Source organism: Mesorhizobium sp. P3_A8, assembly GCF_056402995.1.
In genome coordinates this window covers 139914-166375 of record NZ_JBFUGI010000002.1, presented here as the reverse complement: position 1 = coordinate 166375, position 26462 = coordinate 139914, and the positions used below count along the sequence as shown (strand labels likewise).

31 protein-coding genes are annotated in these 26462 nt (G+C 62.1%); 18 read left to right on the top strand and 13 right to left on the bottom strand.

Annotated features, from left to right (window positions below; translation table 11 throughout):
- Nucleotides 1-11 precede the first annotated feature (11 nt).
- Nucleotides 12-785: an SDR family NAD(P)-dependent oxidoreductase gene (locus AC1DX4_RS04880; protein ID WP_477219256.1), complete on the bottom strand. Its 774-nt coding sequence runs from the start codon at nucleotides 783-785 to the stop codon at nucleotides 12-14.
- Nucleotides 786-973: 188 nt separating this feature from the next.
- Here AC1DX4_RS04880 and AC1DX4_RS04875 point away from each other — a divergent pair, with 188 nt between their 5' ends.
- Entirely contained in the window at nucleotides 974-1945 is a 972-nt protein-coding gene (locus AC1DX4_RS04875; RefSeq protein ID WP_477219255.1) for a glycosyl transferase family 90, read from the top strand.
- Between the two features lie 24 nt (nucleotides 1946-1969).
- On the opposite strand, the gene betI is transcribed toward AC1DX4_RS04875, so the two are convergent.
- Nucleotides 1970-2608 (bottom strand): choline-binding transcriptional repressor BetI, encoded by a 639-nt coding sequence (betI, locus tag AC1DX4_RS04870; protein WP_477219254.1) that lies wholly within the window; start codon nucleotides 2606-2608, stop codon nucleotides 1970-1972.
- A gap of 83 nt (nucleotides 2609-2691) precedes the next feature.
- On the opposite strand from betI, the gene choX reads away from it, so the two are divergent.
- A complete protein-coding gene (choX, locus tag AC1DX4_RS04865) occupies nucleotides 2692-3630 on the top strand; it encodes a choline ABC transporter substrate-binding protein (RefSeq protein ID WP_477219253.1) in 939 nt (312 codons plus the stop codon).
- Complete coding sequence (locus AC1DX4_RS04860; protein WP_477219252.1) at nucleotides 3627-4463, top strand: alpha/beta fold hydrolase; 837 nt, start codon at nucleotides 3627-3629, stop codon at nucleotides 4461-4463. Before choX ends, AC1DX4_RS04860 begins: the two co-directional genes overlap by 4 nt.
- Here AC1DX4_RS04860 and AC1DX4_RS04855 read toward each other — a convergent pair.
- Nucleotides 4460-5080: an NIPSNAP family protein gene (locus AC1DX4_RS04855; protein WP_477219251.1), complete on the bottom strand. Its 621-nt coding sequence runs from the start codon at nucleotides 5078-5080 to the stop codon at nucleotides 4460-4462. The genes AC1DX4_RS04860 and AC1DX4_RS04855 overlap by 4 nt on opposite strands.
- A 299-nt stretch (nucleotides 5081-5379) precedes the next feature.
- Between AC1DX4_RS04855 and AC1DX4_RS04850 the strand changes: the two genes are divergently transcribed.
- Nucleotides 5380-5934 (top strand): TetR/AcrR family transcriptional regulator, encoded by a 555-nt coding sequence (locus AC1DX4_RS04850; RefSeq protein WP_477219250.1) that lies wholly within the window; start codon nucleotides 5380-5382, stop codon nucleotides 5932-5934.
- A gap of 12 nt (nucleotides 5935-5946) precedes the next feature.
- On the opposite strand, the gene AC1DX4_RS04845 is transcribed toward AC1DX4_RS04850, so the two are convergent.
- A complete protein-coding gene (locus tag AC1DX4_RS04845) occupies nucleotides 5947-7032 on the bottom strand; it encodes a LacI family DNA-binding transcriptional regulator (RefSeq protein ID WP_477219773.1) in 1086 nt (361 codons plus the stop codon).
- A gap of 256 nt (nucleotides 7033-7288) precedes the next feature.
- Between AC1DX4_RS04845 and AC1DX4_RS04840 the strand changes: the two genes are divergently transcribed.
- The 3 genes from AC1DX4_RS04840 to AC1DX4_RS04830 all read left to right on the top strand — a co-directional run bounded on the left by AC1DX4_RS04840 (nucleotide 7289) and on the right by AC1DX4_RS04830 (nucleotide 10902).
- On the top strand, nucleotides 7289-8077 hold the full coding sequence (locus AC1DX4_RS04840) for an ABC transporter substrate-binding protein (RefSeq protein WP_477219249.1): 789 nt from the start codon (nucleotides 7289-7291) through the stop codon (nucleotides 8075-8077).
- 102 nt (nucleotides 8078-8179) lie between these two features.
- Nucleotides 8180-9721 (top strand): amino acid ABC transporter permease/ATP-binding protein, encoded by a 1542-nt coding sequence (locus AC1DX4_RS04835; protein WP_477219248.1) that lies wholly within the window; start codon nucleotides 8180-8182, stop codon nucleotides 9719-9721.
- Nucleotides 9722-9780: 59 nt separating this feature from the next.
- Entirely contained in the window at nucleotides 9781-10902 is a 1122-nt protein-coding gene (locus AC1DX4_RS04830; RefSeq protein WP_477219247.1) for an NAD(P)/FAD-dependent oxidoreductase, read from the top strand.
- A gap of 86 nt (nucleotides 10903-10988) precedes the next feature.
- Here the strand turns inward: AC1DX4_RS04830 and AC1DX4_RS04825 are convergent, their stop codons facing one another.
- On the bottom strand, nucleotides 10989-11582 hold the full coding sequence (locus AC1DX4_RS04825) for a hypothetical protein (protein ID WP_477219246.1): 594 nt from the start codon (nucleotides 11580-11582) through the stop codon (nucleotides 10989-10991).
- A gap of 137 nt (nucleotides 11583-11719) precedes the next feature.
- Between AC1DX4_RS04825 and AC1DX4_RS04820 the strand changes: the two genes are divergently transcribed.
- On the top strand, nucleotides 11720-12853 hold the full coding sequence (locus AC1DX4_RS04820; RefSeq protein ID WP_477219245.1) for a metallophosphoesterase: 1134 nt from the start codon (nucleotides 11720-11722) through the stop codon (nucleotides 12851-12853).
- A 52-nt stretch (nucleotides 12854-12905) separates the two neighbouring features.
- Here AC1DX4_RS04820 and AC1DX4_RS04815 read toward each other — a convergent pair whose 3' ends face one another.
- The gene (locus AC1DX4_RS04815; protein WP_477219244.1) at nucleotides 12906-13085 is read right to left on the bottom strand and encodes a CsbD family protein; all 180 of its coding nucleotides are present in this window, start codon (nucleotides 13083-13085) and stop codon (nucleotides 12906-12908) included.
- 183 nt (nucleotides 13086-13268) lie between these two features.
- Here AC1DX4_RS04815 and AC1DX4_RS04810 point away from each other — a divergent pair, with 183 nt between their 5' ends.
- The 9 genes from AC1DX4_RS04810 to AC1DX4_RS04770 all read left to right on the top strand — a co-directional run bounded on the left by AC1DX4_RS04810 (nucleotide 13269) and on the right by AC1DX4_RS04770 (nucleotide 18478).
- Complete coding sequence (locus tag AC1DX4_RS04810; RefSeq protein WP_477219243.1) at nucleotides 13269-13922, top strand: glutathione S-transferase family protein; 654 nt, start codon at nucleotides 13269-13271, stop codon at nucleotides 13920-13922.
- 32 nt (nucleotides 13923-13954) lie between these two features.
- A complete protein-coding gene (locus tag AC1DX4_RS04805) occupies nucleotides 13955-14284 on the top strand; it encodes a YciI family protein (protein ID WP_477219242.1) in 330 nt (109 codons plus the stop codon).
- Nucleotides 14285-14463: 179 nt separating this feature from the next.
- Entirely contained in the window at nucleotides 14464-15822 is a 1359-nt protein-coding gene (locus AC1DX4_RS04800) for an HD-GYP domain-containing protein (RefSeq protein ID WP_477219241.1), read from the top strand.
- A 207-nt stretch (nucleotides 15823-16029) separates the two neighbouring features.
- Nucleotides 16030-16239, top strand: a complete 210-nt coding sequence (locus tag AC1DX4_RS04795; RefSeq protein ID WP_010915421.1) for a cold-shock protein — start codon at nucleotides 16030-16032, stop codon at nucleotides 16237-16239.
- Between the two features lie 360 nt (nucleotides 16240-16599).
- Nucleotides 16600-16827 carry a hypothetical protein gene (locus tag AC1DX4_RS04790; RefSeq protein WP_172230154.1) on the top strand — a complete coding sequence of 76 codons (228 nt, stop codon included), beginning with the start codon at nucleotides 16600-16602 and terminating at the stop codon, nucleotides 16825-16827.
- Nucleotides 16827-17234, top strand: coding sequence for a hypothetical protein (locus AC1DX4_RS04785; RefSeq protein WP_172230151.1), 408 nt, complete (start codon nucleotides 16827-16829; stop codon nucleotides 17232-17234). Before AC1DX4_RS04790 ends, AC1DX4_RS04785 begins: the two co-directional genes overlap by 1 nt.
- A gap of 1 nt (nucleotide 17235) precedes the next feature.
- Entirely contained in the window at nucleotides 17236-17400 is a 165-nt protein-coding gene (locus tag AC1DX4_RS04780) for a hypothetical protein (RefSeq protein WP_477219240.1), read from the top strand.
- Between the two features lie 4 nt (nucleotides 17401-17404).
- Nucleotides 17405-17788 carry a YkgJ family cysteine cluster protein gene (locus tag AC1DX4_RS04775; protein ID WP_477219239.1) on the top strand — a complete coding sequence of 128 codons (384 nt, stop codon included), beginning with the start codon at nucleotides 17405-17407 and terminating at the stop codon, nucleotides 17786-17788.
- A gap of 78 nt (nucleotides 17789-17866) precedes the next feature.
- Nucleotides 17867-18478: a LysE family translocator gene (locus AC1DX4_RS04770; protein WP_019857424.1), complete on the top strand. Its 612-nt coding sequence runs from the start codon at nucleotides 17867-17869 to the stop codon at nucleotides 18476-18478.
- Here AC1DX4_RS04770 and AC1DX4_RS04765 read toward each other — a convergent pair.
- From AC1DX4_RS04765 to AC1DX4_RS04750, 4 genes are all read right to left on the bottom strand, one after another.
- Complete coding sequence (locus AC1DX4_RS04765; protein ID WP_477219238.1) at nucleotides 18475-18915, bottom strand: TadE/TadG family type IV pilus assembly protein; 441 nt, start codon at nucleotides 18913-18915, stop codon at nucleotides 18475-18477. The genes AC1DX4_RS04770 and AC1DX4_RS04765 overlap by 4 nt on opposite strands.
- Nucleotides 18912-19517, bottom strand: coding sequence for a TadE/TadG family type IV pilus assembly protein (locus tag AC1DX4_RS04760; RefSeq protein ID WP_477219237.1), 606 nt, complete (start codon nucleotides 19515-19517; stop codon nucleotides 18912-18914). The genes AC1DX4_RS04765 and AC1DX4_RS04760 overlap by 4 nt, the downstream gene beginning before the upstream one ends.
- Nucleotides 19514-21589 carry a pilus assembly protein TadG-related protein gene (locus AC1DX4_RS04755; RefSeq protein ID WP_477219236.1) on the bottom strand — a complete coding sequence of 692 codons (2076 nt, stop codon included), beginning with the start codon at nucleotides 21587-21589 and terminating at the stop codon, nucleotides 19514-19516. The genes AC1DX4_RS04760 and AC1DX4_RS04755 overlap by 4 nt, the downstream gene beginning before the upstream one ends.
- 212 nt (nucleotides 21590-21801) lie before the next feature.
- Nucleotides 21802-22686 carry a LysR family transcriptional regulator gene (locus tag AC1DX4_RS04750; RefSeq protein ID WP_477219235.1) on the bottom strand — a complete coding sequence of 295 codons (885 nt, stop codon included), beginning with the start codon at nucleotides 22684-22686 and terminating at the stop codon, nucleotides 21802-21804.
- 125 nt (nucleotides 22687-22811) lie between these two features.
- Between AC1DX4_RS04750 and AC1DX4_RS04745 the strand changes: the two genes are divergently transcribed.
- Nucleotides 22812-23270, top strand: coding sequence for a VOC family protein (locus tag AC1DX4_RS04745; RefSeq protein WP_477219234.1), 459 nt, complete (start codon nucleotides 22812-22814; stop codon nucleotides 23268-23270).
- A gap of 79 nt (nucleotides 23271-23349) precedes the next feature.
- On the opposite strand, the gene groL is transcribed toward AC1DX4_RS04745, so the two are convergent.
- The 3 genes from groL to AC1DX4_RS04730 form a co-directional block, all read right to left on the bottom strand.
- Complete coding sequence (groL, locus tag AC1DX4_RS04740) at nucleotides 23350-25005, bottom strand: chaperonin GroEL (protein WP_027042159.1); 1656 nt, start codon at nucleotides 25003-25005, stop codon at nucleotides 23350-23352.
- A 61-nt stretch (nucleotides 25006-25066) separates the two neighbouring features.
- Entirely contained in the window at nucleotides 25067-25363 is a 297-nt protein-coding gene (groES, locus tag AC1DX4_RS04735; RefSeq protein ID WP_006203049.1) for a co-chaperone GroES, read from the bottom strand.
- Between the two features lie 228 nt (nucleotides 25364-25591).
- Nucleotides 25592-26392, bottom strand: a complete 801-nt coding sequence (locus AC1DX4_RS04730; RefSeq protein ID WP_477219233.1) for a class I SAM-dependent methyltransferase — start codon at nucleotides 26390-26392, stop codon at nucleotides 25592-25594.
- Between the last annotated feature and the right edge of the window lie 70 nt (nucleotides 26393-26462).

The window sequence follows — 26462 nt, the reverse complement described above, 5'->3', positions numbered from 1 at the left end:
GACCAGACAGTTCACCCAGCCGTATACCCGCCATCGATGGCAAAAATGCCGCCGCTCGTCCACGCGGCCTCGTCGCTGGCGAGATAGACTGCCATGCCTGCGAGGTCGTCGGGGCGGCCGATGCGGCCCAACGGATAGCTGCGTTCGACATAGGCCTTCAGCTCCGCTTGCGCCTCGGCCGGCAGATTGTCGACGGTCTTGCGCCGCATGGCGGTGTCGACCGTGCCCGGCGCGATGGCGTTGACGCGGATGCCGCGCGGGCCGAGCTCGAAGGCCAGCGATTTGGTCAGTGAATTCAATGCGCCCTTGGACAGGGAATAGAGGCTGGATGGCCGCTTCGGGATCATCTTGTTAGCGAAATAGGAGGAGATGTTGATGACAGATGCGCCGGCGCTGAAATGCGGCAGCAGCCCCTGGGTGAGGAAGAACGCCGCCGTCACATTGAGCGCGAAAGAGTGCTGGAACTGCGCCTCGCTGACAGTCTCGAATGGCACGAGGTAGGCGACACCGGCGTTGTTGACGAGAACGTCGAGCGGCCGGCTGGTCTCTTTGACGTGCTCGATAACAGCTGCGATGCCCGGGCTGGTGGCAAGATCGGCCGACAATGTCTCCACCGCACCGGCTCGACCGTGAGCCGTCAGCATCTGGCGCGCGGTTTCGAGCTTGCCGGCGTCGCGGCCGACGATGAGCACATCGGCGCCCTCGCGCAAAAACGCTTCAGCGATCGCCAGGCCGATGCCGTCGGAGCCGCCGGTCACCAGCGTGCGCTTGTCTTGCAGTCTCATCGGATACTCCGAGGTCGCCTTGGCCAATGCCAGAGCACCGCATAGTCGCGGCCGGGGTCAAGCCGCTGGCCTATCCCACGGTATGAACTTCGCCAGTTGCCGACGCCGGGATCGTCTGCCCTTGCATCCGCCGCGCCAACGGGATAGCCGCGTTGATTGAAATGGGTCGCGGCGAGCGTCTTTTAAAAATGACACCACTCAAGACCAGCCTGAAGGCGCTTCCCATGGCCGTCGACGTCGTCGAGGTCGACAGGCGCTTTCTGCCTGGCCTCAACCGCGGCGAGATCCACTGCCGCTTCGAAGGCGGCAAGCTCAAGGTGCGCTCCCGCGCCGCCTGGCTTGAGAGGCATGTGCAGGTCCTGACGTTGATAGCCGAGGCGTTGGCATCCCTGGGCGTCCGCAGCCTGCCACCGTTCTACATGCTGCTTGGCGATACGCCGTCGCGCCGAAGGCATCGCTATTTCCGCACGCGTTTCGCTTTCTCCCAGGCCGACGGCTATGGCGAGGTGGCCGCACCCGATTTCGTTTTCGACGGCTGGCCGGACGCGAAGTTCGGCGACTATGACCAGAAGACGTTGGCGATGGCGGCTGCGTCGGAAGCGCCGCCGCGTGATGACAGGTTATTCTGGGCGGGGCGCTGCATGAACGCTGCCCGCAAAAGGATTGTCGAGATCGCGTCGGCCCGCCCGGACCTGATAGAGGCGTATGACACCGAGGCGAATTACGACGTCGCCACGAACAGGTATTCCAGCAAGTTCATGACGATGGAAGACCAGGTCGCCACCTACAGATACATGATCGATGTCGAAGGGGCGGGTTACAGCGGCCGCTTCAAGATGCTGCTTCACACCAAGCGCGTCGTGCTGCTGCAGGATCGGCCATGGCGCGAATGGTTCTTCGACGATATCGAACCGTTTCGCCACTATGTCCCGGTGGCACGCGACATGTCGGATCTGGCCGAACGCATCGAGTGGCTGCGCGCCAATCCGAAGCTGGAAGCCGAAATAGCCGCGGAGGCGCGGCATTTCGCGCAAGTTCGCCTAACCCGCGCGGCAGCAGTGGCGGCATGGGCAAAGCTCCTGGGGGATCACATCGCCGCCGGTGGCAATCTCAAATCCGGTCTTCAGCGGCGCAACCGCGCGACCGGCTGGCCGGCCTGATAGTCCGGGCCTAAGCGGGGCGGTTTATGCGCCGACGGTTGCGGGCGGCCGCATGGCGAGCCGCGCGCTGACAAAGTCCTTGACCTGGCGGATCGCCTGTTCGCGCGAAACACTGCCCGGTTCCAGGCCGAGGCGCAGCCAAAGCCCGTCGATCAGCGCGGTGACGCCAAGCGCGATGTCGTCGGCATCGCTGGGCGAGGCAAGGCCGTGCAGGCCTGACAACAGGTTCGAGCGCATGCGCGCGTGCAGCACCTTCTGGATGCGCGCCAGCTTCTCGTCGCGCGGCACCTCGGCGCAGAGTGAAAGCCAGGCATGGCAAAGAGGCGGCAGGAACAGATGCTCCTCGAAATTGCCATCGATCACCGCATCGAGCCGCTCCATCGGCGTGCGCGCCTGGCGAAGCCGGGCGACGACCGCGTCGCGTAGCACAGCGTTGGCCTCGCGCATCGCATGCTCGAACAATTCCTGCTTGTTGCGGAAATAGTGCAGCACGATGCCCTTGGAGGCGCCGGCGTGGGCGGCCACTTTTTCCAGCGTCGCACCCGCAATGCCCTCGCGCTCCAGCACCGCGAAGGCGGCCTGCCGCAACTCCTTGCGGCGTATGTCACTGAGACGCTTGAGTTTCACGGCTTTGATCCAGGCATTGCGAATCCACGTTGACATTTTCGTCCGCCTAGATCAACAATTGACCAATGGGACAATAAAAAGACCAATTGGTCAATTTAGCGATAGTGAGGAGAGCTGAAATGGTCCGCATGCTTGCAAATGGCGTCTGTCTTGCAGCCTTGATGCTGGGCGCTCATGCGGCCCAAGCGGCCGAGGCCGAGCAGTGCAGGGCGGTCCGCATGGCCGAACCGGGTTGGAACGATCTTGCCTTCACCACCGGCGTCGCCAATGTCTTGCTCGGTGCGCTCGGCTACCAGCCGCAAAGCTCTGTGTTGGGCATCAACGTCATCTACGAAGGCATGAAGAACAACGATCTCGACCTGTTCCTCGGTTATTGGAACCCGGCCATGGTCACCTATTACGAGCCCTACAAGAAGGATGGCTCGGTCGAGAGTGTGCGCGTCAATCTCGAAGGCGCCAAATACACCTTCGCCGTGCCGACCTATGTCTGGGATGCCGGCGTCAAGGATTTTGCCGACCTGCACAAATTCGCCGACAAGTTCGGCAAGAAAATGTACGGCATCGAGCCCGGTTCGAACCAACTGATGATGGACGCCATCGCCGACCCGTCGCTCGATCTTAACGGCTGGCAAGTGGTCGAGTCGAGCGAAGCCGGCATGCTTTCCGAGGTCGGCTATGAGATCAAGGAAAAGCAGTTCATCGTCTTCCAGGGCTGGGCGCCGCATCCGATGAACACCATGTACGACTTCAAATATCTGACCGGTGGCGACAAGTTTTTCGGCCCGAATTTCGGTGCCGCGACGGTGACGACGCAGGTGCGCAAGGGCTATCTCGAGCAGTGCCCGAACGTCGCGCAATTCCTCAAAAATCTCGCCTTCGACATCGATTTCGAAAATGTCGGCATGGGCTACCTGATCAATGACGGCCTGAAGCCGGAGGACGGCGCGCTGAAGGCGATCACGGCGAACAAGAACCGCCTTGACGCCTGGCTCGCCGGCGTCACCACCTTCGACGGCAAGCCCGGCCTTGCCGCGGTCAAGGAGAAGCTCGGCCTGTGACATCGGTCGCGCTGGAAGCGGCCCCGGATGCCTGGGCGGAGCAGGACGCCTGGGCCGGCCGCAAGCGAGTCGTCGATCTCGCTGGCGTCGAGATCGCCTATGTCGAAATCGCAGGCGCCGAACCGGCGCTGTTGCTGCTGCATGGCTTCACCGACACCAGCCGCAGCTTTTCACTGCTGGCGCCGTATCTGGCCGGCCGCCGGCTGATCATGCCCGACTTGCGTGGTCACGGCGCGTCACAAGCGGGCAAGGGCTTCGGCATTGAAGACTTCGCCGAAGACATTGCCGGGCTGATCCGGCGTTTGCGGCTCGATCGACCTGTCGTCGTTGGCCATTCGCTTGGCTCCATGGTAGCCATCGCCCTGGCTGCGCGACACAACGATCTCATCGGCGGACTGGTGGTCCTGGCCGGCACGCTGAAACCCGATTTCGCCCGCGATCATCTGCTTGTCGCAGGTGTGCAGGCTTTGCGCGACCCGATATCGCCGGCAGACCCGCTCTATGACTGGTGGCATGCCTGCCGGCCCGGTGTGCCGCAGCCGTTTCTCGCCGGCCTTGCGAAAGACGCTTCAGCAATGCCAGCGGCGCGCTGGCGCGCCATCTTGGAGGAGATTTGCCGGGCCGACCTGACCAGTGCGGCACAAAAGGTGCAGACCCGAGCGCTGATCATCGCCGGCGCTTGCGACCCGCTGTTCGGCGAGGCGCATCAGCAGGCGCTGTCGCGTTGCCTGGCCGGGGCGAGCCTCGTGCGTGCCGAAGCGTGTGGCCACAACCCGCATTGGGAGGATCCGGCCTTTGTCGCCGGGGCCATCGTCGAGGCATTTGAAGCCTAACGTCCGACCAACGATCGCGACGTGGGCGACAGCCGCAAAGTCTCCGTTGGTCTGGTCAGGTCAAGCTGAGTTGCCTGCCAAAAAGCGCGCCATGCCGGCATGGCTTCATGGCGGGCATGCGTCTCGGTGCTGTCGAACCCGGTGACAGAAATGAAGACATTTTCGCTCGCCCGTACCGGCAGGCGCGGAAAGCTGTTTTCGGCATGCTCGGTGACAAAGGCGGCGAGGAAGCGGACGCCTGGTACCCTCATCATGGGCGCCGCCGCGGCCTCGAATCGACTGGCGAAGCTGGTCTCCACTCCGGGCTGCAAATGGTGAATCTGGATGACAACAATGCCGGCCAGCGGCTTGTTTGGAATTGGCTTTTCGCCGATGGCCAAGCCTGCCCGCTCCGTGCCCGAGAGATCAAAACCGGAGCCCGGCCAGGCTGGCTTCAGAAGCAACACATCGTCGGAATCGATCATGGTCGCATTGGCCGCATCGCGGTGCGCAGCCCATACCGGGCCACCATAGAAGGCAGTCAGGGCCTCCTTGCGGGCTTCCATGCTGTCGAAGCCGCGCAGCCAGACGAACATCTCCGGACGGTCCACATCGCGGAACTGGCCGATGATGGTCATTCCGGCCTCTTCCTGACCCTCGATCAACCTGCCGTCGAAGAGGTCGATGAGTGTGTCGCGTTTGCCTGATTACAGTGTGTACTGCCGCAATTCGACGATAGGCGAAGCGAGTGCCACAGGAGCCGCTGAGGCGTTCAGGGGGAAATTCATTAGTTGGTCTCCAGAAACAGGGTGGCCGTCCTGTTTATAAACAGACCGGTTGTCCTGTTTTGTCAACCTGCTATTGTCGAGCAATGTCAGCAGAGATGATCCTTGGATCAGGCCCACGGCCAGGAAAACGCATCAACGACCCCGAAGGCATGCGCCGGAAAGTCCTCGATGTCGCGGAGGTCGCGTTTCAGGCACGCGGCTATCACGCGTCCAGTCTCGGCGACCTGATGGCGGCGGCAGGGGTCAGCGGTGGCGCGCTGCACCACCATTTCCCCACCAAGAAGGCACTGGCGCTGGCGGTGATCGAAGAGCGCGTGGCGGCGGCGGTCGAGGCGACGTGGATCGCGCCGGTAAAGACAGCTGCTTCGGCGCGCGACGGCGTCCAAGCTGTATTCGCGACCGTGGCGGCGGAACTGGATCAGCAGGGGTTCGTGCGCGGTTGTCCGCTCAACAATCTGGCGCATGAACTGTCGCTCGCCGATCCCGATCTGCGCGCCGCCCTTGCCGGCATCTTTGCGGCATGGCGCCAGGCGATCGCCGACAAGGTCAGGACCGACCAGCAGGAGGGCAGGGAGCAAGGCACCGATCCCCAGCGTTTTGCCGCACTTGCCGTCGCCACCTATTCCGGCGCCATGTCGATGGCCAAGACGGCGCAGGACGCCAGCGTGCTGCGGGACTGCCTGATGGCTCTCGGCGAAGCCTGACCTGCAACCGCGTTACGCGCGCTTGATGGCGTTTGAAGGCGGGCCAACGGACCCGCGCTCGAAGATCGATGTTGGCAGAATGAGCCTTTCCGCCGGGCGCGAATCCCCCTTCAATCGTCGGATGAGCAATTCCGCGACACTCTTGCCAAGCGCGTAGACGGGCTGGTCGATGACGGTAATGGGTGGCGTTGTCACGCTCGTCCAGTCCGCATCATGGAAGGTGATCAGCGAAGTGTCCTCGGGAACCCGCAAGCCGCGCTCGCGGATCACCTTGAATATTTCCAGTGCTATGACGCTGTCGGAGGCAAGGATCGCCGTCGGCCGATCCGGCCCGGACAGCATCTCGTCGGCAACCCGGCGCGTTTCGGCGGGGCTTGTCGCACCAAGGCGAACATAGCGTTCTGGCCGATCAATTCCAGCATCCCGGCACACGGTGAGGAAACCGTCGATGCGCTCGCGAACCGATGAGGTGTAGATTTGCCCGAGATCGCGGTACTCATGCCCTTCGGCGTCGACGGCGGTCACATAGGCGATGTTGCGGTGTCCGGCATCCACAAGAATGCGGGTCGCCCGCATGGCGATGTCGTGATCGTCGACCGTGACTGTATCGACATCCAGATCGGGTAGCGCCCTGTCGAGCAGGGCAAGCGGCCGGCCGGAACGATGGATGTCCCTCAGGTGTGAGATGTCGCGAGATTCCGCCGGCGTGACGATCAGCCCGTCGACACGCTTGCCGATCAACAGCCGCACCGCTGCCTTTTCAACCTCGATCCTCTCGCCGGAGTTGGCCAGAATGACGTTGAACCCGGCTGCCCTTGCCGCGTCGCTGATGCCGCGCACCGCGAGGCTGAAGAACGGGTTCTCGATGTCACCGACAACCACCCCGATGATGCCGGACCGGCCGGTCGTCATGCTGCGAGCCAGCTCGTTCGGACGATAGTCCAGTGCCTTGGCCGCGGCCATGACATCGGCGCGGATCATGTCGCTGACGACGCCGTATCCGCCGAGCACGCGCGCGGCTGTCGCTTTCGACACCTTTGCCGCGCGGGCGACATCGCTGACCGTTATCGACTGGGTCTTGGGCGCGGTTGTTTTCATCGGATGAACGACTACAAGAGTTGTTGACGGAAGGTCAATCTGGCGATAACGATTATCAAAGAGACCGGTCTCAAGCAACAAGAGACCGGTCTCTTTTAGAAAATTGCGAGCCAGGAGGCGTGAGAAACGTCCCGCATAAGCGCGAGATGGCAGGCTCGACGTAAACACCAAGAAGAACAGACCTTCAGAGTGGAGAGAAGACATGAGCAGGATAGGAATTCTCAAGTCGTTGATGTCACCGGTCCAGATTGGCGCGATGGCCCTCATGGCCGTGTGCATGGGCGCCGGGTTGGTTTCGGGAGCAGCCGCCGCGGATGAAAACCCCTATGGTCTTATTGATGCGAAAGTCATCAGCGTCGGTACCATGGGCGATGCCAAACCCTACGCTTTCACCCAAGCGGACGGCACGTTCACCGGCTTCGACATCGAATTGTTCCGCAACGTCGCGAGCCGCCTTGGCTTCAAGCCGGACCAGGTGATCTTCACCGGTCAGGAATTCTCGGCGCTGATGCCTTCGGTTGCGAACGAACGCTTCGATGTCGCGGTCGCGGCAATCGGCACGACGGAAGCGCGCAAGAAGACCGTCGATTTTTCCGACGGGTATCTTGCAGGCTATCTCTCCGTGCTTACCGCCGACAAGGCGATCACGTCGGCGGACGGGCTCAAGGGCAAGCGCCTCGGCGTCGTGCAGGGGACGCTCCAGGAAATCTATGCGGCGAAGAACTTTGTCGGAACCGATCTCGTCAAATTCCCCGACAACAATTCCGCCGTCTCAGCACTCAACAACGGAACCGTCGACGCGCATTTCCTCGATTATGAGGCCGCCAAGGACTATGGCGTTCGCTATCCGAACCTGAAGATCGCGGTCAATATTCCTTCCTTCGACGCGCCGGCTGGCTTCGTGCTGCGCAAGGGTAACGACAAGTTTCGCGAGGCATTGAACACTGCCCTTCATGCGGCCATGCAGGACGGCACTTGGAAGACGCTTTACGAGAAGTGGTTCCCCGGTTCGCCGATGCCCGACCAATATCTCCCCAAGAAGTAAACCGCGCGTCCAGCCGCCGGCCTTGACGGCCGGCGGCTGGACGACACGCCGTTGCGCCTGATTTCCTGATGGCACGAATGGCGCAGTGAAAAAGGGGACCGAATGAACTGGCTCGAAAACCTGCGGCGCAGTTTCCTCGACTGGCAGGCCATGGCGGACGTGCTGCCGAGCATGATCACCATCGGATTGAAGAACACCTTGATCCTCGCGGCCGCGTCCACGGTACTGGGTGTCATTCTCGGCATGATCCTGGCGGTCATGGGCATATCGCAATCGCGCTGGCTGCGCATTCCCGCCCGGGTCTACACCGATATTTTCCGTGGCCTTCCGGCGATCGTCACCATCCTGCTGATTGGCCAGGGCTTTGCCCGCATCGGCCGTGAAATCTTTGGGCCTTCACCCTTTCCGCTCGGCATTCTCGCCCTCAGCCTGATCGCCGGCGCCTATATCGGCGAAATCTTCCGCTCGGGCATCCAGAGCGTCGAGCGCGGGCAGATGGAGGCCTGCAGGGCGCTCAGCATGAGCTACGGCCAAGGCATGCGCCTGATCGTGATACCGCAAGGCATCCGCCGAGTTCTGCCGGCCCTGGTCAATCAGTTCATCGGCAACGTCAAGGATTCGAGCCTTGTCTACTTCCTCGGTCTGCTCGCGTCGGAGCGCGAGATTTTCCGTGTCGGTCAGGACCAGGCGGTGGTCACCGGAAACCTCTCGCCATTGCTTCTGGCCGGCGTGTTCTATCTCGTCATCACCGTGCCGTTGACCCATGTGGTCAACTACATCGACAACTCGCTGCGGGTCGGAAAGCAGAAGGCCGGCCTCGTCACCAGCGGCCTTGCCGAAGTGAGCGAGTTGGAGAGCGCCACCGGCAGCCCACTCTCTGAGGCCAGCCCTGAAGGCAGCACGGCGCTGCCCCGGTTCAAGGGCGGCAGTCTCACCATCACCGATCTCGACATGGCCTACGGCGATCTCGATGTTCTCAAAGGCGTCAGCCTGGCGGTCAAGCCGGGCACGGTCACATGCGTCATTGGTCCATCGGGTTCGGGCAAGTCGACCTTGCTGCGCTGCCTCAACCGGCTGGTCGAGCCCAAGGGCGGTGACGTGTTGCTCGATGGCGCCAGCATCCTGGCGATGAAGCCTGAAAAACTGCGCCGGCGCGTCGGCATGGTTTTCCAGCAGTTCAACCTGTTTCCCGACCACACGGCCCTCGAAAACGTCATGCTATCGCTGACCAAGGTAAAAGGTCTCTCGATACAGGAAGCTGAGCGCATCGCCGAGGCACGCCTTGCCGATGTCGGGCTTGCCGCCCGCAAACACCATCGTCCCGGAAGCCTATCCGGTGGCCAGCAGCAGCGTGTGGCGATCGCTCGCGCCCTGGCAATGGACCCGGAGGTCATCCTGTTCGACGAAGTGACGAGCGCGCTCGATCCCGAATTGGTGAAGGGCGTGCTCAACCTCATGGCGGACCTCGGCCGGCGCGGCATGACAATGGTCGTGGTGACTCATGAGATGGGCTTTGCCCGCAAGGTCGCCGATCAGGTCGTCTTCATGGATGAAGGCCGCGTCGTCGAGGCCGGCACGCCTGCCGCGATCTTCGACACTCCGAACAGCACGCGTCTGAAGCACTTCCTTGCCGAAGTGCTTTGATCGCGCATGAGCCATGAGACGGCCGCCCAATCCAACCTCCACCAGTGAAAGAATATCCCATGGCTACGTTACGTCAGGTCTCGAAGGTCGTTGTTGTCGGCGGCGGCATTTTCGGTGTCTCCTCGGCCGTTCATCTTGCAAGGCTCGGCATCGAAACCGTTCTGGTCAATGATGGACCGCTCGCCAAGGGAGCTTCAAGCCGCTCGCTCGCCTGGATCAATTCCGCGCGCAAGCGCTCGGCTGAGTATCATCGCCTGCGCATGATCGGTATCGACCGCTATCGCACGCTGTCGGCGAGATATCCGGATGCCGCCTGGCTGCGTTTCGACGGCGGCCTGACATGGGATGCGGACGACGCCTCGAACGAGATCGCGGATGTCTTCGCTCATGAAAAGGGCCTCGGCTATGATGCGCAACACCTCTCCGCGGACGCCATCGCGTCAGTCGTGCCAGGTGTCTCCGCGAGCGCTGTCACGCCTCAAGGCGCGATCTTCAACCCGGGCGAGGGCTGGGTCGACCTGCCGTCGCTGATCGAGATATTGATTGCTGAATTCGTGGCGCGTGGCGGCCGACTGGTCACCGATGCGGGAAGCGCCGCTGTTACTGTCGTCGACGGTCGCGCAACCGGCGTTGTCACGACAAGCGGCACCAGCTTCGCTGCCGATGCAGTACTGCTGGCGACAGGTGCTGACGTGCCGAGAATGGTTGCGGACTCCGGCAAGCATATCGCCGACGGGACGCCGATCGCTTTGCTGGTCAGGACCAAGCCGGTCAACTTGCCGCTTCGTGCCGTGCTCAACACGCCGCGCGTCGCCATCCGGCCGACGCCGAATGGAGCCCTCGCGCTCGATTCCGCCTGGTCGGAAGAAGAGGTGGTCGTCAATTCGGATGGCACATATAGCGTGAGGGATTCGACTGTTCAGGGGCTTCTGAACGAAGCTTCGAATGTTCTCGATGGTCATCCAAGGTTGGAATTGGAGAGCTACGGTGTCGGGCCCAAGCCGATCCCCGGAGACGGCGAGCCGGTCTTCGGCCAGTTGAAGGACATCGAGGGATACTACGTCGCCTTCAGCCACAGCGGCGCGACGCTTGGCCTGATCGCCGGCGAACTGCTTGCCGGCGAGATCGCCAGCGGCAGTGAACATCCGCTGCTTGCGAACTTCCGTCCAAGCCGCTTTTGATGAGACCCGTCTAAGGGTTTCCTGCGCACCAGCGGAGCGCATACGGCTTTCGGAAAAGATCATGCTCAAACGCGCAGATCGAATCCCTATTCCGTCAGCGGCTTGATCGTCTCGTAGCCGTTCACCGATTCCTTGCTGGTGCCTTCATCATAGCGCCGGGCAAGAGAGGCCTGCAGATCGGGCGCATAGAGCGCGGTGAATGCATCGAGCGTCTCGCCGGCCCCATTCTTGAAGGTCTCGTTGACGGCGAGCACATTGTATTTGCAGTCGCCCAGGCTGAATGTTTCCTTGCCCTTGACGACCAGTGTGAGCGTCTTCGTGGCCTTGGGCTGCTTGTCCGGCGACAGCTCGACGAACTCGATCGTGCTCTTGGCTCCCGTCTTCAGCGGAAACAGTTTTCGCAGATCGGAAAACGGGATCATTGCCGCCCGGCCGGTGTCGCTGTCGCGAACCACCTCGATCAGGCCGGCAAACAGGAACTGCTTTTGCGGCGATTGCGATTCGTAGGTGTTGGCGACGGAGACCATTCCGCCCGCCACGGGCCGAAACTCGCTTTGGATGCCGGGCCGCGCCAGGATGAAGCCGTTTTTCGCGGACTTCGCATCGACGCACGGGCCGGCAAGCGCAACACTTGCCGGCAGCAAAACCGCCAAAGCCATGCCGATAGACGCGCTCTTCATAGCACTCCCCCGTATCTTCCAAATAGAATGCAAGTTCAGGTAGAAGTGGCAGACGTTCATTGCGATGTCGATGGTCAAGCCAGTCGCGACATTGCCGAAACTGGACGGACAGACGCCGCTTGTGCTGAATTCCGCCAATGATGAATCACCGATGGCCAAAATTGCTTTCACGACGCAGCTTTCTGATGCAGGCCGCCGGCCTTGCCGCGGCTGGTGCGCTTTCACGCCCGGCGTTCAGCCAGACGGGGCAACGCATCCAGCCTATCGACGCCACCTTCCTGTTCATCGCCGATGTCCATGCCTGCCGCATGGCGAGCGGCCTGAGCCCCAACTGCCTGCAGGAGGGCAAGACCGACGCCGCACTGCTGCGCAACGTTGCGGCATTGAACGCCGTCGGCGACAAGGACTGGCCGGTGGAGATCAACGGCATCGCCACCGGCTTGCGTTCGGCCGGCAGCCGGATCGGCATGCCGCTCGGCCTTGTCGTCGGCGGTGACATCACCGACGATGGCGGAGGCCAGATCACCCAGCCGAGCGAAGGCACGCAACTGCTGCAATTCAGCCAGCGCTATAGCCAGGGCGTTGGCCCGGATCGCGTCCACATGCCGGTCTATGTCGGGCTCGGCAACCACGATCTCGACCAGAACGGTCCGTCGCACCATGTCGACTGGTATCGGCGCGAACTGCGCGACTATGTCGAGGTCAACCACCGCGCCGGCGTGTTCTTCAAGCCGCCGGTGCCGGCCACCGACTACGATGTCGATACCGACTGTTATTCATGGGACTGGGGCGGCCTGCATCTCGTTCAGACGCATCGTTTCGCCGGCGACACCGGCCACGGCGCCGAATCGAGCCTGCCGTGGCTCAAGCAGGATCTGGCGACCTATGCGGCGGACGGCCGCCCGGTCATCCTGTTCCAGCACTATGGCTGGGACACGTTTTCGACGGAGCGGTGGGATCCTGCCAAGCGCACCTATAATGATGACGGCGCCGGCCCGCCGCACTGGTGGGGCGAGGCCGACAGGCAGGCGCTTCTGGCAGCATTGAAAGGCTACAATGTCGTCGGCATCTTCCATGGCCACCAGCATGACACCTCGCTGATCTATCGTCGCGACGGGCTCGACCTGTTCAAGCCGAAGGCTGCCTATATGGGCGGTTTCGCCGTGGCCAGAGTGACCAGCGATGGCATGGACGTCGTGTTGGGCGAGGCAACCGATGACTACGGCGGCGTCGCCTTCACCAACGCCTTCAGCAAGGGATGGAGCACATGAAAAAGGCGGCCTTGGCGGCCGCCTTTTTCATGTGTGCATTTTCGATGCGGGATCAGAACGCCTTCTTGACCTTGGCCTTCACGTCGCCATAGGCCTTCTGCACTTTGCCCGCGACCTTGTCGGCCATGCCTTCAACCTGGGTCCGCCTATTCCCGGTCGCTTTGCCGGCGGCCTGTTTTACCGAGCCTTTGATCTGCTTGGCCATGCCGGCAACCTGATCCCTTTTCACCACTTTCGCATCTCCTGGGAGTCCTGAATTCGGGGGAATTCATCCGCGCCAATAAACGGACTGGCATCGTTTAGGTTCCAGGCATCGCACCGGAACCAGACGAAACGCGCGTGGCCGCTTCCGGCGGCTGGGCAGGCAGGCTAGGCTGTGGATACGCGCCGACCAATCGTGCGCACGGGGAGAAAAATGGCGGAATTCAAGCTCTACATCGGCAATAAATGCTTCTCCTCATGGTCGCTGCGGCCATGGGTGGCGATGAGGCATCTGGAGATCCCGTTCGAGGAAGACCTTGTGCGGCTGCGCACGCCCGAGACCTTTGCCAATCTGGCGAAAGTGTCGCCGACCGGTCAGGTGCCGGTGCTGAATCACAATGGCAGGGTTGTCTGGGAAACCCTTGCCATCCTTGAATATCTCGCCGACCTGTTTCCCGAGAAAAAGCTGTGGCCGGCCGACATCGGCGCCCGCGCGCTGGCACGCGCGGCGGCGACCGAGATGCATTCCGGTTTTCGCGAGGTCCGCTACGGCTGGCCGATGAATTTGCGCCGGCCGAAGGGGCACAAGCCGCTCGATGCCGAAGGCGAGGTACAACGGGCGCGCATCGAAGCGCTGTGGCGAGAGTGCCGCGAACAATACGGCAAGGGCGGCCCCTTCCTGTTTGGCCATTTCACCGCGGCCGACGCCATGTACGCGCCGGTCGTCACCCGCTTCGACACCTATGGCGGCGAACTGGCCCCGGATACACGCGCCTATGTCGATGCCGTGCTGGCAACACCGGCCATGCGGCAATGGTACGCGGAAGCGGCCAAAGAGCCGTGGCCGGAACCGGGTCCTGATGAATAGGTCGACTGACGACATGCCAGGGGGAGGGACCCATGGCCAGCAGTGACGGGCAGCGCGAGGCAACAGTGCCAGTGATCTTCCATTGCCGGCTGGTCCCGCCACGGCCCGACTTCGCCTTCACCATGACGGAGGAGGAGAGGGAACTGATGGGCCGGCATGCCGAATACCTGCGCGGCAAGCTGCGCGAGGGGACCATGATCTTGGCTGGCCCGGTCTCCGACCCAGCCGGCCCTTGGGGCCTGCTGATCCTGCGTGTCGGCAGCGAGGCCGAGGCAAAGGCGGTGACCGATGGCGATCCGGTGGCAAAGTCAGGTCGCGGTTTTCGCTATGAGATCCTGCCGATGATCAGCACGATCATGTAGAGCTATACTGCAAGCTAACGGTGGGCTCAGGCCACAGGCCGCGAAATCCCTCGAACCATGACGCAAGGCCTGTATTGGCCAACCGGCAACGGCAAGCCGCTGCAACCGGCCACAGCCATAAGTGGAACGGAACGTTAAGCGAGCGTGTGTTTCCATCCAGAAGTGTCAGGGGTGGCAACATGACGGATGTCGAGAAGGAGGGTGTCGGGCTCTCCGAACTGGTCAGCGCTCTAAGCTATGCGCTCGATATCAGCGAAGGCCATCCGACAGGGCACTGCGTCCGCGCCTGCTGGATCGGCTTTCATATCGGCCGCGAGATCGGCCTGTCGCAGACAGAGCTTTCACATCTCTACTATACGCTTCTGCTCAAGGATGTCGGTTGCAGCAGCAATGCGGCGCGCATCTGCAGCCTCTATCTCGCAGATGACATCGCCCTGAAGCACGATTTCCATCTCGTCAATGACAGCCTGCCGCAGATCCTGCGCTTCGTGCTGTCGCGGACAGGAATGAAGGCGAAACTGGCGGAACGGTTCCGTGCGCTGCTCAACATCGCCATGAACGGCGGCAGCATCGCCAACGAGCTGTTCCAGACCCGTTGCCAGACCGGCGCCGAGATTGTCCGGCAGATGCGGTTTCCGGAACCCGTGGCGAAAGGCGTCATGGACCTAGACGAGCACTGGAACGGGCAGGGCCAGCCGGCTCGCCTGGCCGGTGAAGCGATATCGCCTCTTGCGCGCATCGCGCTTATCGCCCAGATCGCCGACGTCTTCTACGCCAGTGCCGGCGCCGAGGGAGCGATCGCCGAATTGCGCACACGTTCCGGTACCTGGTTCGAACCGCGACTTGTCGCGGCGTGTGAACGGGCGGCTGGCGCGCCAGGCTTCTGGGCGATGCTCGATTCGCCCGAGCTTGCGATTGCGGTGATCGAACTGTCACCGGGGGACGAGCGTCTGCCGATCAACGATGACTATCTGGATGATGTCGCCGCTGCCTTCGCCAAGGTGGTCGACGCCAAATCGCCTTTCACCAACGGCCACAGCGAACGCGTCGCCCTGTTCACCGACCTGATTGCCGAAGGACTTGGCCTGGATGACCAACGTCGGCGGCGGCTGAAACGTGCCGCCTTGCTGCATGACATCGGCAAGCTCGGCGTTTCCAACCAGATACTCGACAAGCCTGGCAAACTCGACGAAGCCGAATGGGCGGCCGTGCGCCATCATCCAGCGCTTGGCGAGATCATCCTGTCGCGGATTGGTGCGTTCAGCGAGCTTTCGCGTATCGCCGGCGCGCATCACGAAAGGCTCGACGGCAAGGGTTATCCGCGCGGTGTGGGCGCGGATGCGATCGACCTCGATACCCGCATCGTCACCACAGCCGACATCTTCGATGCGCTGACGGCTGAGCGTCCGTATCGCGCGGCGATGCCGGTGTCGAAAGCCTTCGAGGTTATGGCTGGCGATATCGGCACGGCCATCGATCCGGCCTGCTTCGAGGCGTTGCAGCGCGCTGTCCTGCAGCTGGATCGGATGGCAGCCTGAAGGCATGGCTTTTGCGGCCTGGTGGCCAAGATTTGACATCACGGCAAAATAGTCCTACAAGAAATTCGTCGATATTTGTTTGACTGACTTTTGTTATCCGCGCTTTCGAGCGCGTCTTTGACGAACTTCCCACATCAAAAATCGAGACAAAAATCGTTGTGCATTCGCACCGCGATTAACGAATATTTGCCATGGAAAGGGTTCGTCATGAGCACCGGCACAGTTAAATGGTTCAACGCCACCAAAGGTTTTGGTTTTATTCAGCCTGACGACGGCTCGGCCGACGTTTTCGTTCACATCTCGGCCGTAGAGCGCGCCGGCATGCGCGATATCGTCGAGGGCCAGAAGCTCGGCTACGAGATGGTCCGCGACAACAAGTCGGGCAAGATGTCCGCCGACCAGTTGAAGGCGGCCTGAAGAAAGAATTCAGCTGTCCCGGTGACCACGGATGTACTGGCACCGGTGATTGGCGAATTCTGGCGCGTGGCTACGGAAACCTGAGTTTCCAAGGCACATCATGCGCATGAGAGGAGTATCTCCTGTGCATCCATCTGGATGCGCGGTGCTCCCATGGAAGGTCAGGCGGTGCCTGGCCTTTTTCATTTTACGCTTGTTGCCACCGAAAATGCGCTGCGCATCGGGCCGAACGTGCTAAGGGACGCTCCAGCAATTAGAATCCGCTGCCGTATTGCCCCGATGCCGTTTGCTTAGTGCGTGGTCCTGACCGAAGACCCGGTCTCGCCCTGACGGCACCAGGCTCCTGACAGGAGAAAGATTTTGACCGCCCATTCGAAGACAGCCGCCGATCCGGCGGTGTCGCTGTTCAGCAAGACGCAAACCCAGTCGATGTCGCTCGGCCGCATCATGTCCGAGCGCGATGCCGTCAGCGAAGCGCGGGAAGCCAAGACCGCGCGCTTGCGCGAACTGCGCCTGGAAAAGGAAGCTGACGAGATGGCCGCGGCAGCGGCACTCGCGGCGCTGCCGAAACGAGCCGGAAAACGCTGATGGCCACCAAGCGCGTACCGCCAACGCCGATCGCCGCCGACGCGACCATCGCCGACATGGTCGAGGGTCTCGACAAGCCGGTCGAGTACGTCCGGCGTGTGCTGGAGAAGCTTGAACGCTGCAAGCGCGCCCATGGCGATGCCCAGGTGCGCGTCGGCGTGCGCGGCCGTGCCGAGTGCCCGAACTATCTGATCGAATATGTCCGCGAAGACGCCAAGACCCATGAGCGGGTGACCTATCAGGATGCCGCCTATAGCGGCAGCACGCATCGCGAATTGGCGCCGCATCACATCGAGGCGGTAAAGAACTGGTCGCCCGAGGAAATGAACATCACGGCGGTTTCGGCGCTGATCGGCCGCTTGCGTAACCCGCGCGCACCATCATCGCGTTTCGTCGACGAGGACTGACATGGCCATAAAATTCTCCACCAAGGATCAGCCGGCAGCGCAGGCTCCCGCTGCAAAGCCGGCCAAGCCGGTTGCCGCGAAGGCCGGTGAACCTGCCGAAGCCGCGACCGACCTGTTCAAGTCGCCGGCGGACGCACCGAAGGGCAAGACGGCTAAGAAGAAATAGCGCCTTGCCGCAGGACGCCGATCGCAATCCGGCCGTGCCGGGGCTGCTCGCCCTAGTAGCCGCCGCAAACCTTTCGTCGTCGCAAGGCGAGACCGCTCCGCTTTTTGACTGCCAAAGCTGCGGCGCCTGCTGTTCCTATTCAGCCGAATGGCCACGCTTTTCCACCGAGGATGATGCGCAGCTCGACCGCATCCCTGAGAAATATGTGGCGGCCGATCTGTCCGGCATGCGCTGTGACGGCTCCCGCTGCTCGGCCCTGTCGGGCGAAGTCGGCAAATCGACCGCTTGCGGCATCTACGAACTCCGCCCCGATGTCTGTCGCGCCTGCATGCCTGGCGACGAGGAGTGCCTGATGGCGCGCCGGGCGCACGGATTTCCGAGCTCTTAGCAACGATTGGCGGTGGCTTGTGCGCACCCGCCTTGCTGGCTACGCTGCAAGAGGGCAGGGCGTCGGAGGAAATCCATCGTGAGCATCGAATTTCTGTTGACGTCGCTGATCGTCGTGGCCTCGCCCGGCACCGGCGTTCTCTACACGCTGAGCGCCGGACTTTCGCGCGGGGCGCGAGCCTCGATCATTGCCGCCTTCGGCTGCACGCTCGGCATCATCCCGCACATGGCTGCCGCCATCACTGGCCTTGCGGCGCTGCTGCACACCAGTGCGGTCGCCTTCGAGACGTTGAAATATCTCGGCGTTGCCTATCTGCTCTACATGGCCTGGAACACCCTGAAGGAGAAGGGCGGCCTCAGCGTCGAGGACAATGTCGCGCCGCGCTCGGCCGGCAAGGTCATCGCCACCGGCATCCTCGTCAACGTGCTCAATCCGAAACTGTCGATCTTCTTCTTTGCCTTCCTGCCGCAATTCGTCAGCACCACCGAGCCCAATGCGCTGTCGAAGATGCTGGAACTGAGCAGCGTCTTCATGCTTTTGACCTTCGTGGTTTTTGTCGGCTACGGCATCTTCGCTGCTTCGATCCGCAGCCACGTCGCCTCGCGGCCAATGGTGCTGACCTGGATGCGTAGGACATTTGCCGGCGCCTTCGTCATGCTCGGCGCCAAGCTCGCGCTGGCGGACCGCTAGGCGCCCTGGTTCGGGAAGCACGCCCGGGCGCTGAGGTTCGGGCCATTCGCCAGCGACGTGAGGAAGGCCGGCAGCACGGTCTGGAATGTGTAGGAGACCTGGACGCTCGAAAAGCCGGACAGGCCCGAGCAGGTGGTGTTGTTGCTGATGGTGATGTTGGCGTTGCTAAGCACGATGCCGTCGGTTGCCGCCCTGCCGCTGATATAGCTGATCGCGCTGGCGGCGTCGTAGACGCCGTTCTGGGTGCATCCGCTCTGCAGCACGCCGACGCAACGCGCCCCGGCCGCGGCGATTTCATTCAGCACATGCTGGGCCCAGTACATGCGCCCGAACTCGAACGTGCCCATCAGCACCATCAGCAGCGGCACCGACAGCAGTGCGAACTCGACGGCTTGTGCGCCGGATCTGTCACGCAGGAAGGATCGGCGACGGCTCATTGCGGTTTCACCACCGCCTGGATGGTGATGTTGCCGTTGCTGACGATGCCGAAGCCGCCGAAAAGCGGCGTATAGGGTTTGCTGGCCGTGATCGTCACGAATTTTCCGGCGATGCCGCCGGCACTGCAGATGCTGCCGCATGCCACCGGGGTACTCCAGGCCACGGCCCCGGAACTGCCCGGGCAGTAGCAGAGGTCGGCATTGGCGGCCGTGCCGCTTTGGGTGGCCGTGGATGTGGTGGCGTTGTAGGCAAGCGTCGCACCGTTGTTGATGACGACCTGAATGCTGCCGCCATTGCTACCCAGGCCGCTCGTAACCACCGTCGCAATGTTTCCGGCCAGCGCGCTGCCGCCGGTGGAATTGACCTTGTCGCCATTGAGCAGCGCATAGTTCGAACCGGCCGAGACCGCCGAACTCAGTTCGAATTTGGCTTTCAGCGAGCCGCCTATGTCGACGGTTCCGGCCAGGATGACGAGCAGAACGGGGCTGACCAGGGCGAACTCGACGGCCGACACGCCGGCTTTCTGATGCCGCAGGAAGTCCCTGAACGAGGAATATCCGCTGGCAAGCAGGCCGCGGCCGGGGCGTGACAGCTTTCTCATTGCACGAGACTCACCTTGCTGCTGGCACTGGTGCTCGATGCGGCGATGCATTCCGACGCGGCCGCGGTGCCGCCCGATAGCGTGATGCGCGAGCCGATCATCTGCAGGCATTTGGTCGTGTCGGTCTTCGATCCCAGCACGCTCGAGCCGCCATTCATGACGATCGGGCCGTAGGGAAAGTAGAATGCGCCTGATATCTGGGCGTTGGAGCCGCCTTCGGCGAAGGTCGCGCCGCCGGTGTTGGAACTGCCGGTGGGGCCAATCACCGCCAGCTTCGCCGTTGCTCCCGACTGTGGTGCGGTGAGCACGATGTTGCTGTAGCCGGCGGCGACGCAGAAGACATAGCCGTTGCAGCTTCCCGAACTGGACTTGGCCTTGCCTGACAAGACAAGCGTCACATTGGCGCCGCTGACGCTGATCGTGCTGCCGTTGCAATTGGCGCTGCCGCCGCCATTGCCGCCAAGCGCGAAATAGCCGTCCACGGTGTAGACGCCGGCGCCGAGCAGGATGGCGCCAGAGCCGATAAAGTTGCCGGAGATGTCGTGCTGGGCCGCGGCCGGCACCACAAAGCAGCTGCCGCCGCCGCCGCCATTCACATTGCCGACGACCTGGAAAAAGCTGCTGGCGCCGGTCGCGTCGGCCATGATTGTCGTGGAACCGCCGCCAAGTGTGATGGCATCGCCATTGCTGCCGGGACCGATCTTGTAGGAATTGGTCGTGCCCGAGCCGAAGGTGAGCGAACCGCTGGTGTTGGTGTAGCCGCCCGGGAGTTCGAAAGTGCTCGGTCCGCCAAAGGTCAAGGTGGAGGTGTTGCAGAGGCTGACCTGTCCCGAGCCGCTGCAGGCGGTGTCGCTCATTCCGATCTTGAAGGTTCCCGCTCCGAATGTCGTGGTGGCGCCGCCGCCGGTTGTCAGGCCCTTGGTGAAGTTGAAATTGCCGGCCCCGAAGGTGGTGGTTCCGGCGGTGGTCACCTGCTTGCCGAAATTGTAGGTGCCGGCACCAAAAGTGGTGGTTCCCGCGGTGGTCAGGGTCTTGGCGAAATTGTAGGTGCCTGGGCCGAAGTTGGTCGTAGCGCTCGTCGTCAGGTCACCGGCAATATTGTAAACCGTGGTTGCCGCGCCGCTCGTGGCGAAGTTGAGATTGATACCACCACCGATGGTGATGGTGCCCAGATTGACTGTGGTTTTGCTGCCGCAGTTCAGCGTCCAGGTCGATGATGCCGATGTCCAACTGGCGGTGCAGCCGAGCGCGGTGGCTTGGCCTTGGGTGGAGCCCTGAGTCCAGCCGAAGTCGATGCTGTTGCCGTTGGGGGTGGTCGGCGCCGTTGGCGCGGTCGTCGTCGAAAGCGCGGCCACGGTGGCGATGCGGGCCACGGCGGCGGTGACCGCGGCATTGCCGGCCAGTGGATCGGGGGTCGATTTCTTGGTGATCACCGCGGTCGCCCCGCTTGGGCCGGTGATGCCGTTGCACGGCTGGCTCGGGGCCGCGGCGGAATTGTAGTTGACGCCGATCGCCGAAATGCTGGTGCCGCAAGGGACGGTCACCGTATTGTTGGAAGAGACGGTGCATTTCGGCGCCGAGATCGAAGTGCCACCGCTCAGCGTCACGCCGGTCTGCGTGCCGTCGAGCGCAAGCATGCATCCGGGCGTCTGCGGCTGCGCGCCAACCTCGGCCACCGAATTGGCGTAGATCTGCAGTTGCTGGCGATCGTTGAGGACGCGTGCCAGGAACAGGGTCCTGTAGGTGTTGATCGACACCGAAACGGCGTTGACGCTGGTCGTTTTCGGGGAGGCAACCAGGCTGACCTGTACATTGGCGGCAGGGACGCCGTTGAGCACCGCGACGCTGACGGCGGTCGCAGTCATCTGGTCCGTGGACTTGTTCACATTGTAGGCGAGGGCGCCTGCATAGGCCGACAGGTCGGCCACGCGCTGATTGTCGGCCCGCTCGACCAGAGCGGCGCCATATTCGGTCACCAAAGCGGCCATGCCGATCAGGACCGGCATCACCAGTGCCGAGATGATCAGCACGTTGCCGTCGCGGTTCCGCAAAAATCGCCAGAAAAACTGCATCGATGGGTACCCGACACGCTAAACGCTGGAGCAACCCCTCAGTGCTCTCGCCCTTTAGTAATCGCAAATATGTTAAAAAATATTGTCCGACAAATTGCGCGCCGCCGCCAAGGCGTGGTCGAAGCCGCTGATTTTGCTGAGAAACTGCACAGGAAAGAGGCATCTGCGGAATCGGGCGGCATGGAGCCCAATGGCCACCATCGTTCTCTGTTTCACGCCTTCATCGCATCGATAACAGCGCGCAGCCCGGCCGACATGTTCTGCCGGCTCGGATAATAGAGGTAGAGCCAATCTTCAGGAGGACACCATTCGTCCAGGCAACGGATCAGCTTGCCGTCGAGAATGTCGCGCTCGGCTCGGTTCTCCCAGACATAGGCCAGCGCTACACCAGATAGCGCGGCTTGTACCATCAGCTCATGGTCGTCGAGTGCGATCGGGCCATTCGGATGAAAGGCGATGGCCTCGCTCTTCAACTCGAATTCCCAGGGGTAGTGCGTGCCGTTTGGGTACATGTTCTGAACGCAGACATGATCGCCGAGATCGCGCGGCGTCTGGGGCAGGTTGCGATTGCGGAAATAGTTCGGCGAGCCAACCACCGCGAAGCGCAGTCGCGGCTTGACCTTCACGGCGATCATCCCTTCCCGAAGACTCTCGCCCAGCCTGATGCCCGCGTCGAAGCCCTCTTCGACAATGTCGACCAGCCTGTCGGTCGCCGCGATCTCGATCTCGAGATTGGGATTGTTTGTGATGAGCGGTCCAATGATTCCACCGAGGACGAAAGGTGCAATCGAGTTCGGCACGTTGATGCGCACTTTGCCGAACGGCGTGTCGCGGAACTGGTTGAGGGCATCGAGTGCCGCGCCAATATCGCCGAAGGCCGGTGCCAGCCGCGCTTGCAGCATCGCCCCCGCATCGGTCAGAGACACGCTGCGCGTCGTGCGATTGAGCAGTCGAATGCCGACGCGTTCCTCGAGATTACTGACTGAATGGCTGATCGCCGAAGCGGTGACGCCGCGCTCCTCCCCCGCCCGGCGAAAACTGCGGTGGCGGGCCACCGCATCGAAGGCGGCAAGTTCAGAGAGGTCGGTCGTTCGCATTGATGATTTTTACTCAGGAGTATCGATAGAATTATCACTCTAATCGGTGCAATTGAATTGCGCCATCCTCTCCTCGTCGCCGCAGGCAATCGCTCCGCGGCTCGCGATCAAAAGGAGAGACTGAGATGACTGATTTCCCGATCCCCGCCAAAAACACCTCTTCGGTTTTTGCCAACATGCGCGGTCATCACGTGGCGCTGCGCGTCCCCAACTACGAGATCGCCAAGAGCTGGTATGTCGACAAGCTCGACTTTCGCGTCGTTCACGAATGGCCATTTGCCGACGAGCAGCTCGCCTATCTGGCGCCGGCCAATGACGATCATTTCATGATCGAATTGCTGGGAGGCGGTGATCCGCTGCCGATCGATGCGCCGGCATACAAGGATCTCGCCGATAGCTTGCGCTATTCCGGCTATCACCATTTCTGCATCAACGTGGCCGACATCGACGCAACGGTTGCCGAACTGCGCAAGCGCGGCGTCACCATCGTCACCGAGCCCTTCAAGCTCGACGACATCAGCCGCAAGCTGGCCTTCTTCGCCGACCCATTCGGCAATCTGATCGAACTTGCCGAGGTCGTCTGATGGCGACATGCCCATTAGAAACGAAAAAGGGCGGCATCGCTGCCGCCCTTTCCGTATCTGAGGCTGATGGAAGCGTGGGTTAGAAATCCATGCCGCCCATGCCGCCCATGCCGCCGCCGCCCATGCCGCCAGGCATGCCGCCGCCAGCCGACTCCTTCTTCGGAGCCTCCGCGATCATGGCTTCGGTGGTGACGAGCAGGCCGGCGACCGAAGCCGCGTCCTGGAGAGCCGTACGGACAACCTTGACCGGATCGACGATACCCATGGCGATCATGTCGCCATATTCGCCGGTCTGGGCGTTGTAGCCGAAGGTCGCGCCCTTGTTCTCAAGGATCTTGCCGGCAACGATCGATGCTTCCGCACCGGCGTTGGCCGCGATCTGGCGGGCCGGAGCCTGCAGCGCACGACGAACGATGTTGATGCCAGCAGCCTGGTCGGCATTGGCGCCGGTGGCCTTGATGTTGGCCGAAGCGCGCAGGAGAGCGACGCCGCCGCCTGCAACGATGCCTTCTTCCACGGCCGCGCGGGTCGCGTTGAGGGCGTCATCGACGCGGTCCTTCTTTTCCTTGACTTCGACTTCCGTCGCACCGCCGACGCGGATCACCGCAACGCCGCCCGCCAGCTTGGCGAGACGTTCCTGCAGCTTCTCCTTGTCGTAGTCCGAAGTGGTCTCTTCGATCTGCTGCTTGATCTGGGCAACGCGGCCCTGGATCTCGGCCTTCTTGCCGGCGCCGTCGACGATGGTGGTGTTCTCCTTGGAGATCGACACCTTCTTGGCGCGGCCGAGCATGTTGAGGCCGACGTTTTCGAGCTTGATGCCGAGGTCTTCCGAGATGACCTGGCCACCGGTCAGGATGGCGATGTCTTCCAGCATGGCCTTGCGGCGATCACCGAAGCCCGGAGCCTTGACGGCGGCGATCTTCAGGCCGCCACGCAGCTTGTTGACGACCAGCGTGGCCAGAGCCTCGCCCTCGACGTCTTCCGAGATGATGAGCAGCGGCTTCGAGGTCTGCACGACGGCTTCAAGAACCGGCAGCATGGCCTGGAGGTTGGAGAGCTTCTTCTCGTGCAGCAGGATGTAGACGTCCTCGAGCTCGGCAACCATCTTGTCGGCGTTGGTGACGAAGTAGGGCGAGAGGTAACCGCGGTCGAACTGCATGCCTTCGACGACTTCGAGTTCGGTCTCGGCGGTCTTGGCTTCCTCAACGGTGATGACGCCTTCGTTGCCGACCTTCTGCATCGCTTCCGCGATCATCTTGCCGACCGACTCGTCGCCATTGGCCGAGATCGTGCCGACCTGGGCAACTTCCTCGGAGGTCTTGATCTTCTTGGCAGCCTTGCCGAGAGCCGCGACGACTTCGGTGACGGCCAGATCGATGCCGCGCTTCAGGTCCATCGGGTTCATGCCGGCGGCAACGGCCTTGTGGCCTTCCTGGACGATCGACTGCGCCAGAACGGTCGCGGTCGTGGTGCCGTCGCCGGCGATGTCGTTGGTCTTCGAAGCAACTTCGCGGACCATCTGCGCGCCCATGTTCTCGAACTTGTCTTCAAGTTCGATTTCCTTGGCGACGGTGACGCCGTCCTTGGTGATGCGCGGGGCGCCGAACGACTTGTCGATGACGACGTTGCGGCCCTTGGGGCCGAGCGTGACCTTCACCGCGTCGGCGAGGATGTTGACGCCGCGCAGCATGCGCTCGCGGGCATCACGGGAGAATTTTACGTCTTTAGCAGCCATTTTTTAGCTCCTGGCAGGGGCTTGGGGTAAGCCCGAATTCAGTTGACGGTGAGGCCGATAATCAGCCGATGATGCCCATGATGTCGGATTCCTTCATGATCAGAAGGTCTTCGCCATTGAGCTTGACTTCGGTGCCCGACCACTTGCCGAACAGGATGCGGTCGCCAGCCTTGACGTCCAGCGGGACCAGCTTGCCAGCTTCGTCACGAGCGCCGGAGCCGACAGCGATGATCTCGCCTTCCTGCGGCTTTTCCTTTGCCGTATCCGGGATGATGATCCCGCCGGCGGTCTTGGATTCGGATTCGACCCGGCGAACGACCACGCGGTCATGAAGCGGGCGGAACTTCGACTTTGCCATTTTTTCTTCCTCGATGAGAACGGTGAGAAACAGTTCCTCTATCCGGCGAAGCCGGACATGTGGTTAGCACTCACCAAGGGCGAGTGCTAACGTGGCGCTGAAATAGGCCGCCGACCTCGCAGAGTCAAGGCGCGCGGGGAGGCGCAATGGCGGGAAATTTTTCTCGTGCAGCCGCGCGATTGCGCAAAATAAGGCTTGCCGCCCGAACGCTGCCCGATCTCCCGAGTTTCAAAGTCGAGGAGCAGGCGATCCAAGAACCAGAAGCGGGCACCGTTCGGCCAGCGGATAGGAGCCGCTCGGCACGATGCGTACGTCGCCGAACCAGCTGTTCGCCTCGTCGATCAGCATGGCCAGCGTCGCGAAGCTGTAGCTTATGTCTGAGCCGGCATAAACATCGACCGTGTTGATCGACGTCATGCTCCATCCCGTCCGTGTGGCAAGAATTTCCCGGTCGGGGAACAGGATGTCGAACGTGTCGCGGATCGTTCGCACCTTGATTGCGAAATCGCAGTCGTCGCTCGTGCACGCCATCGCGATGCGCCATTTGAGCGCGTGGAAATTCTCGACCCCGCCGGCCAAGACCAGCGCCTCGATGCCGCGCAGGTCCTCCGCCGCTTCCGGCTGTGCAAAAACGCGGATCGCCGCACGCCTGCCGGGCTTCAGCACCCTTGCGATTTCGGCAAACAGCGCATGGCGGGCGGCTCTGGAATCGACCGCCGACAGGCAGCCGTCGCCGATGACGGCGTCGAAGCTTGCCCGCTCCACGGGGAGGCTGAGCCAATTTCCCGCCATCGCCCTTCGCGAGGCGTTGTCGCCGGCCCAAACCCCGGAAATCATGGTTGCCGATTGATCGATCGCCAACATCGACCTGCCCAGGACTGCCAGTTCGGGGGTCACGCCGAGCAGAAGGACATCGGCATTTCCGAGATCAAGTTCGCGATCGAATATGCCGACGGTTTCCGCGGTTGGCCGCAGCGGAGCGTCCAGCAGCTTCCAGTGCCGATGATAGTTATCCCAATGATTTGTCATTCAAACCCGTTGGAGCCAGGAAAGTCTGGCATCGATCGATTAGAGCCGCTTAATAGAAGCGGGCATTGAA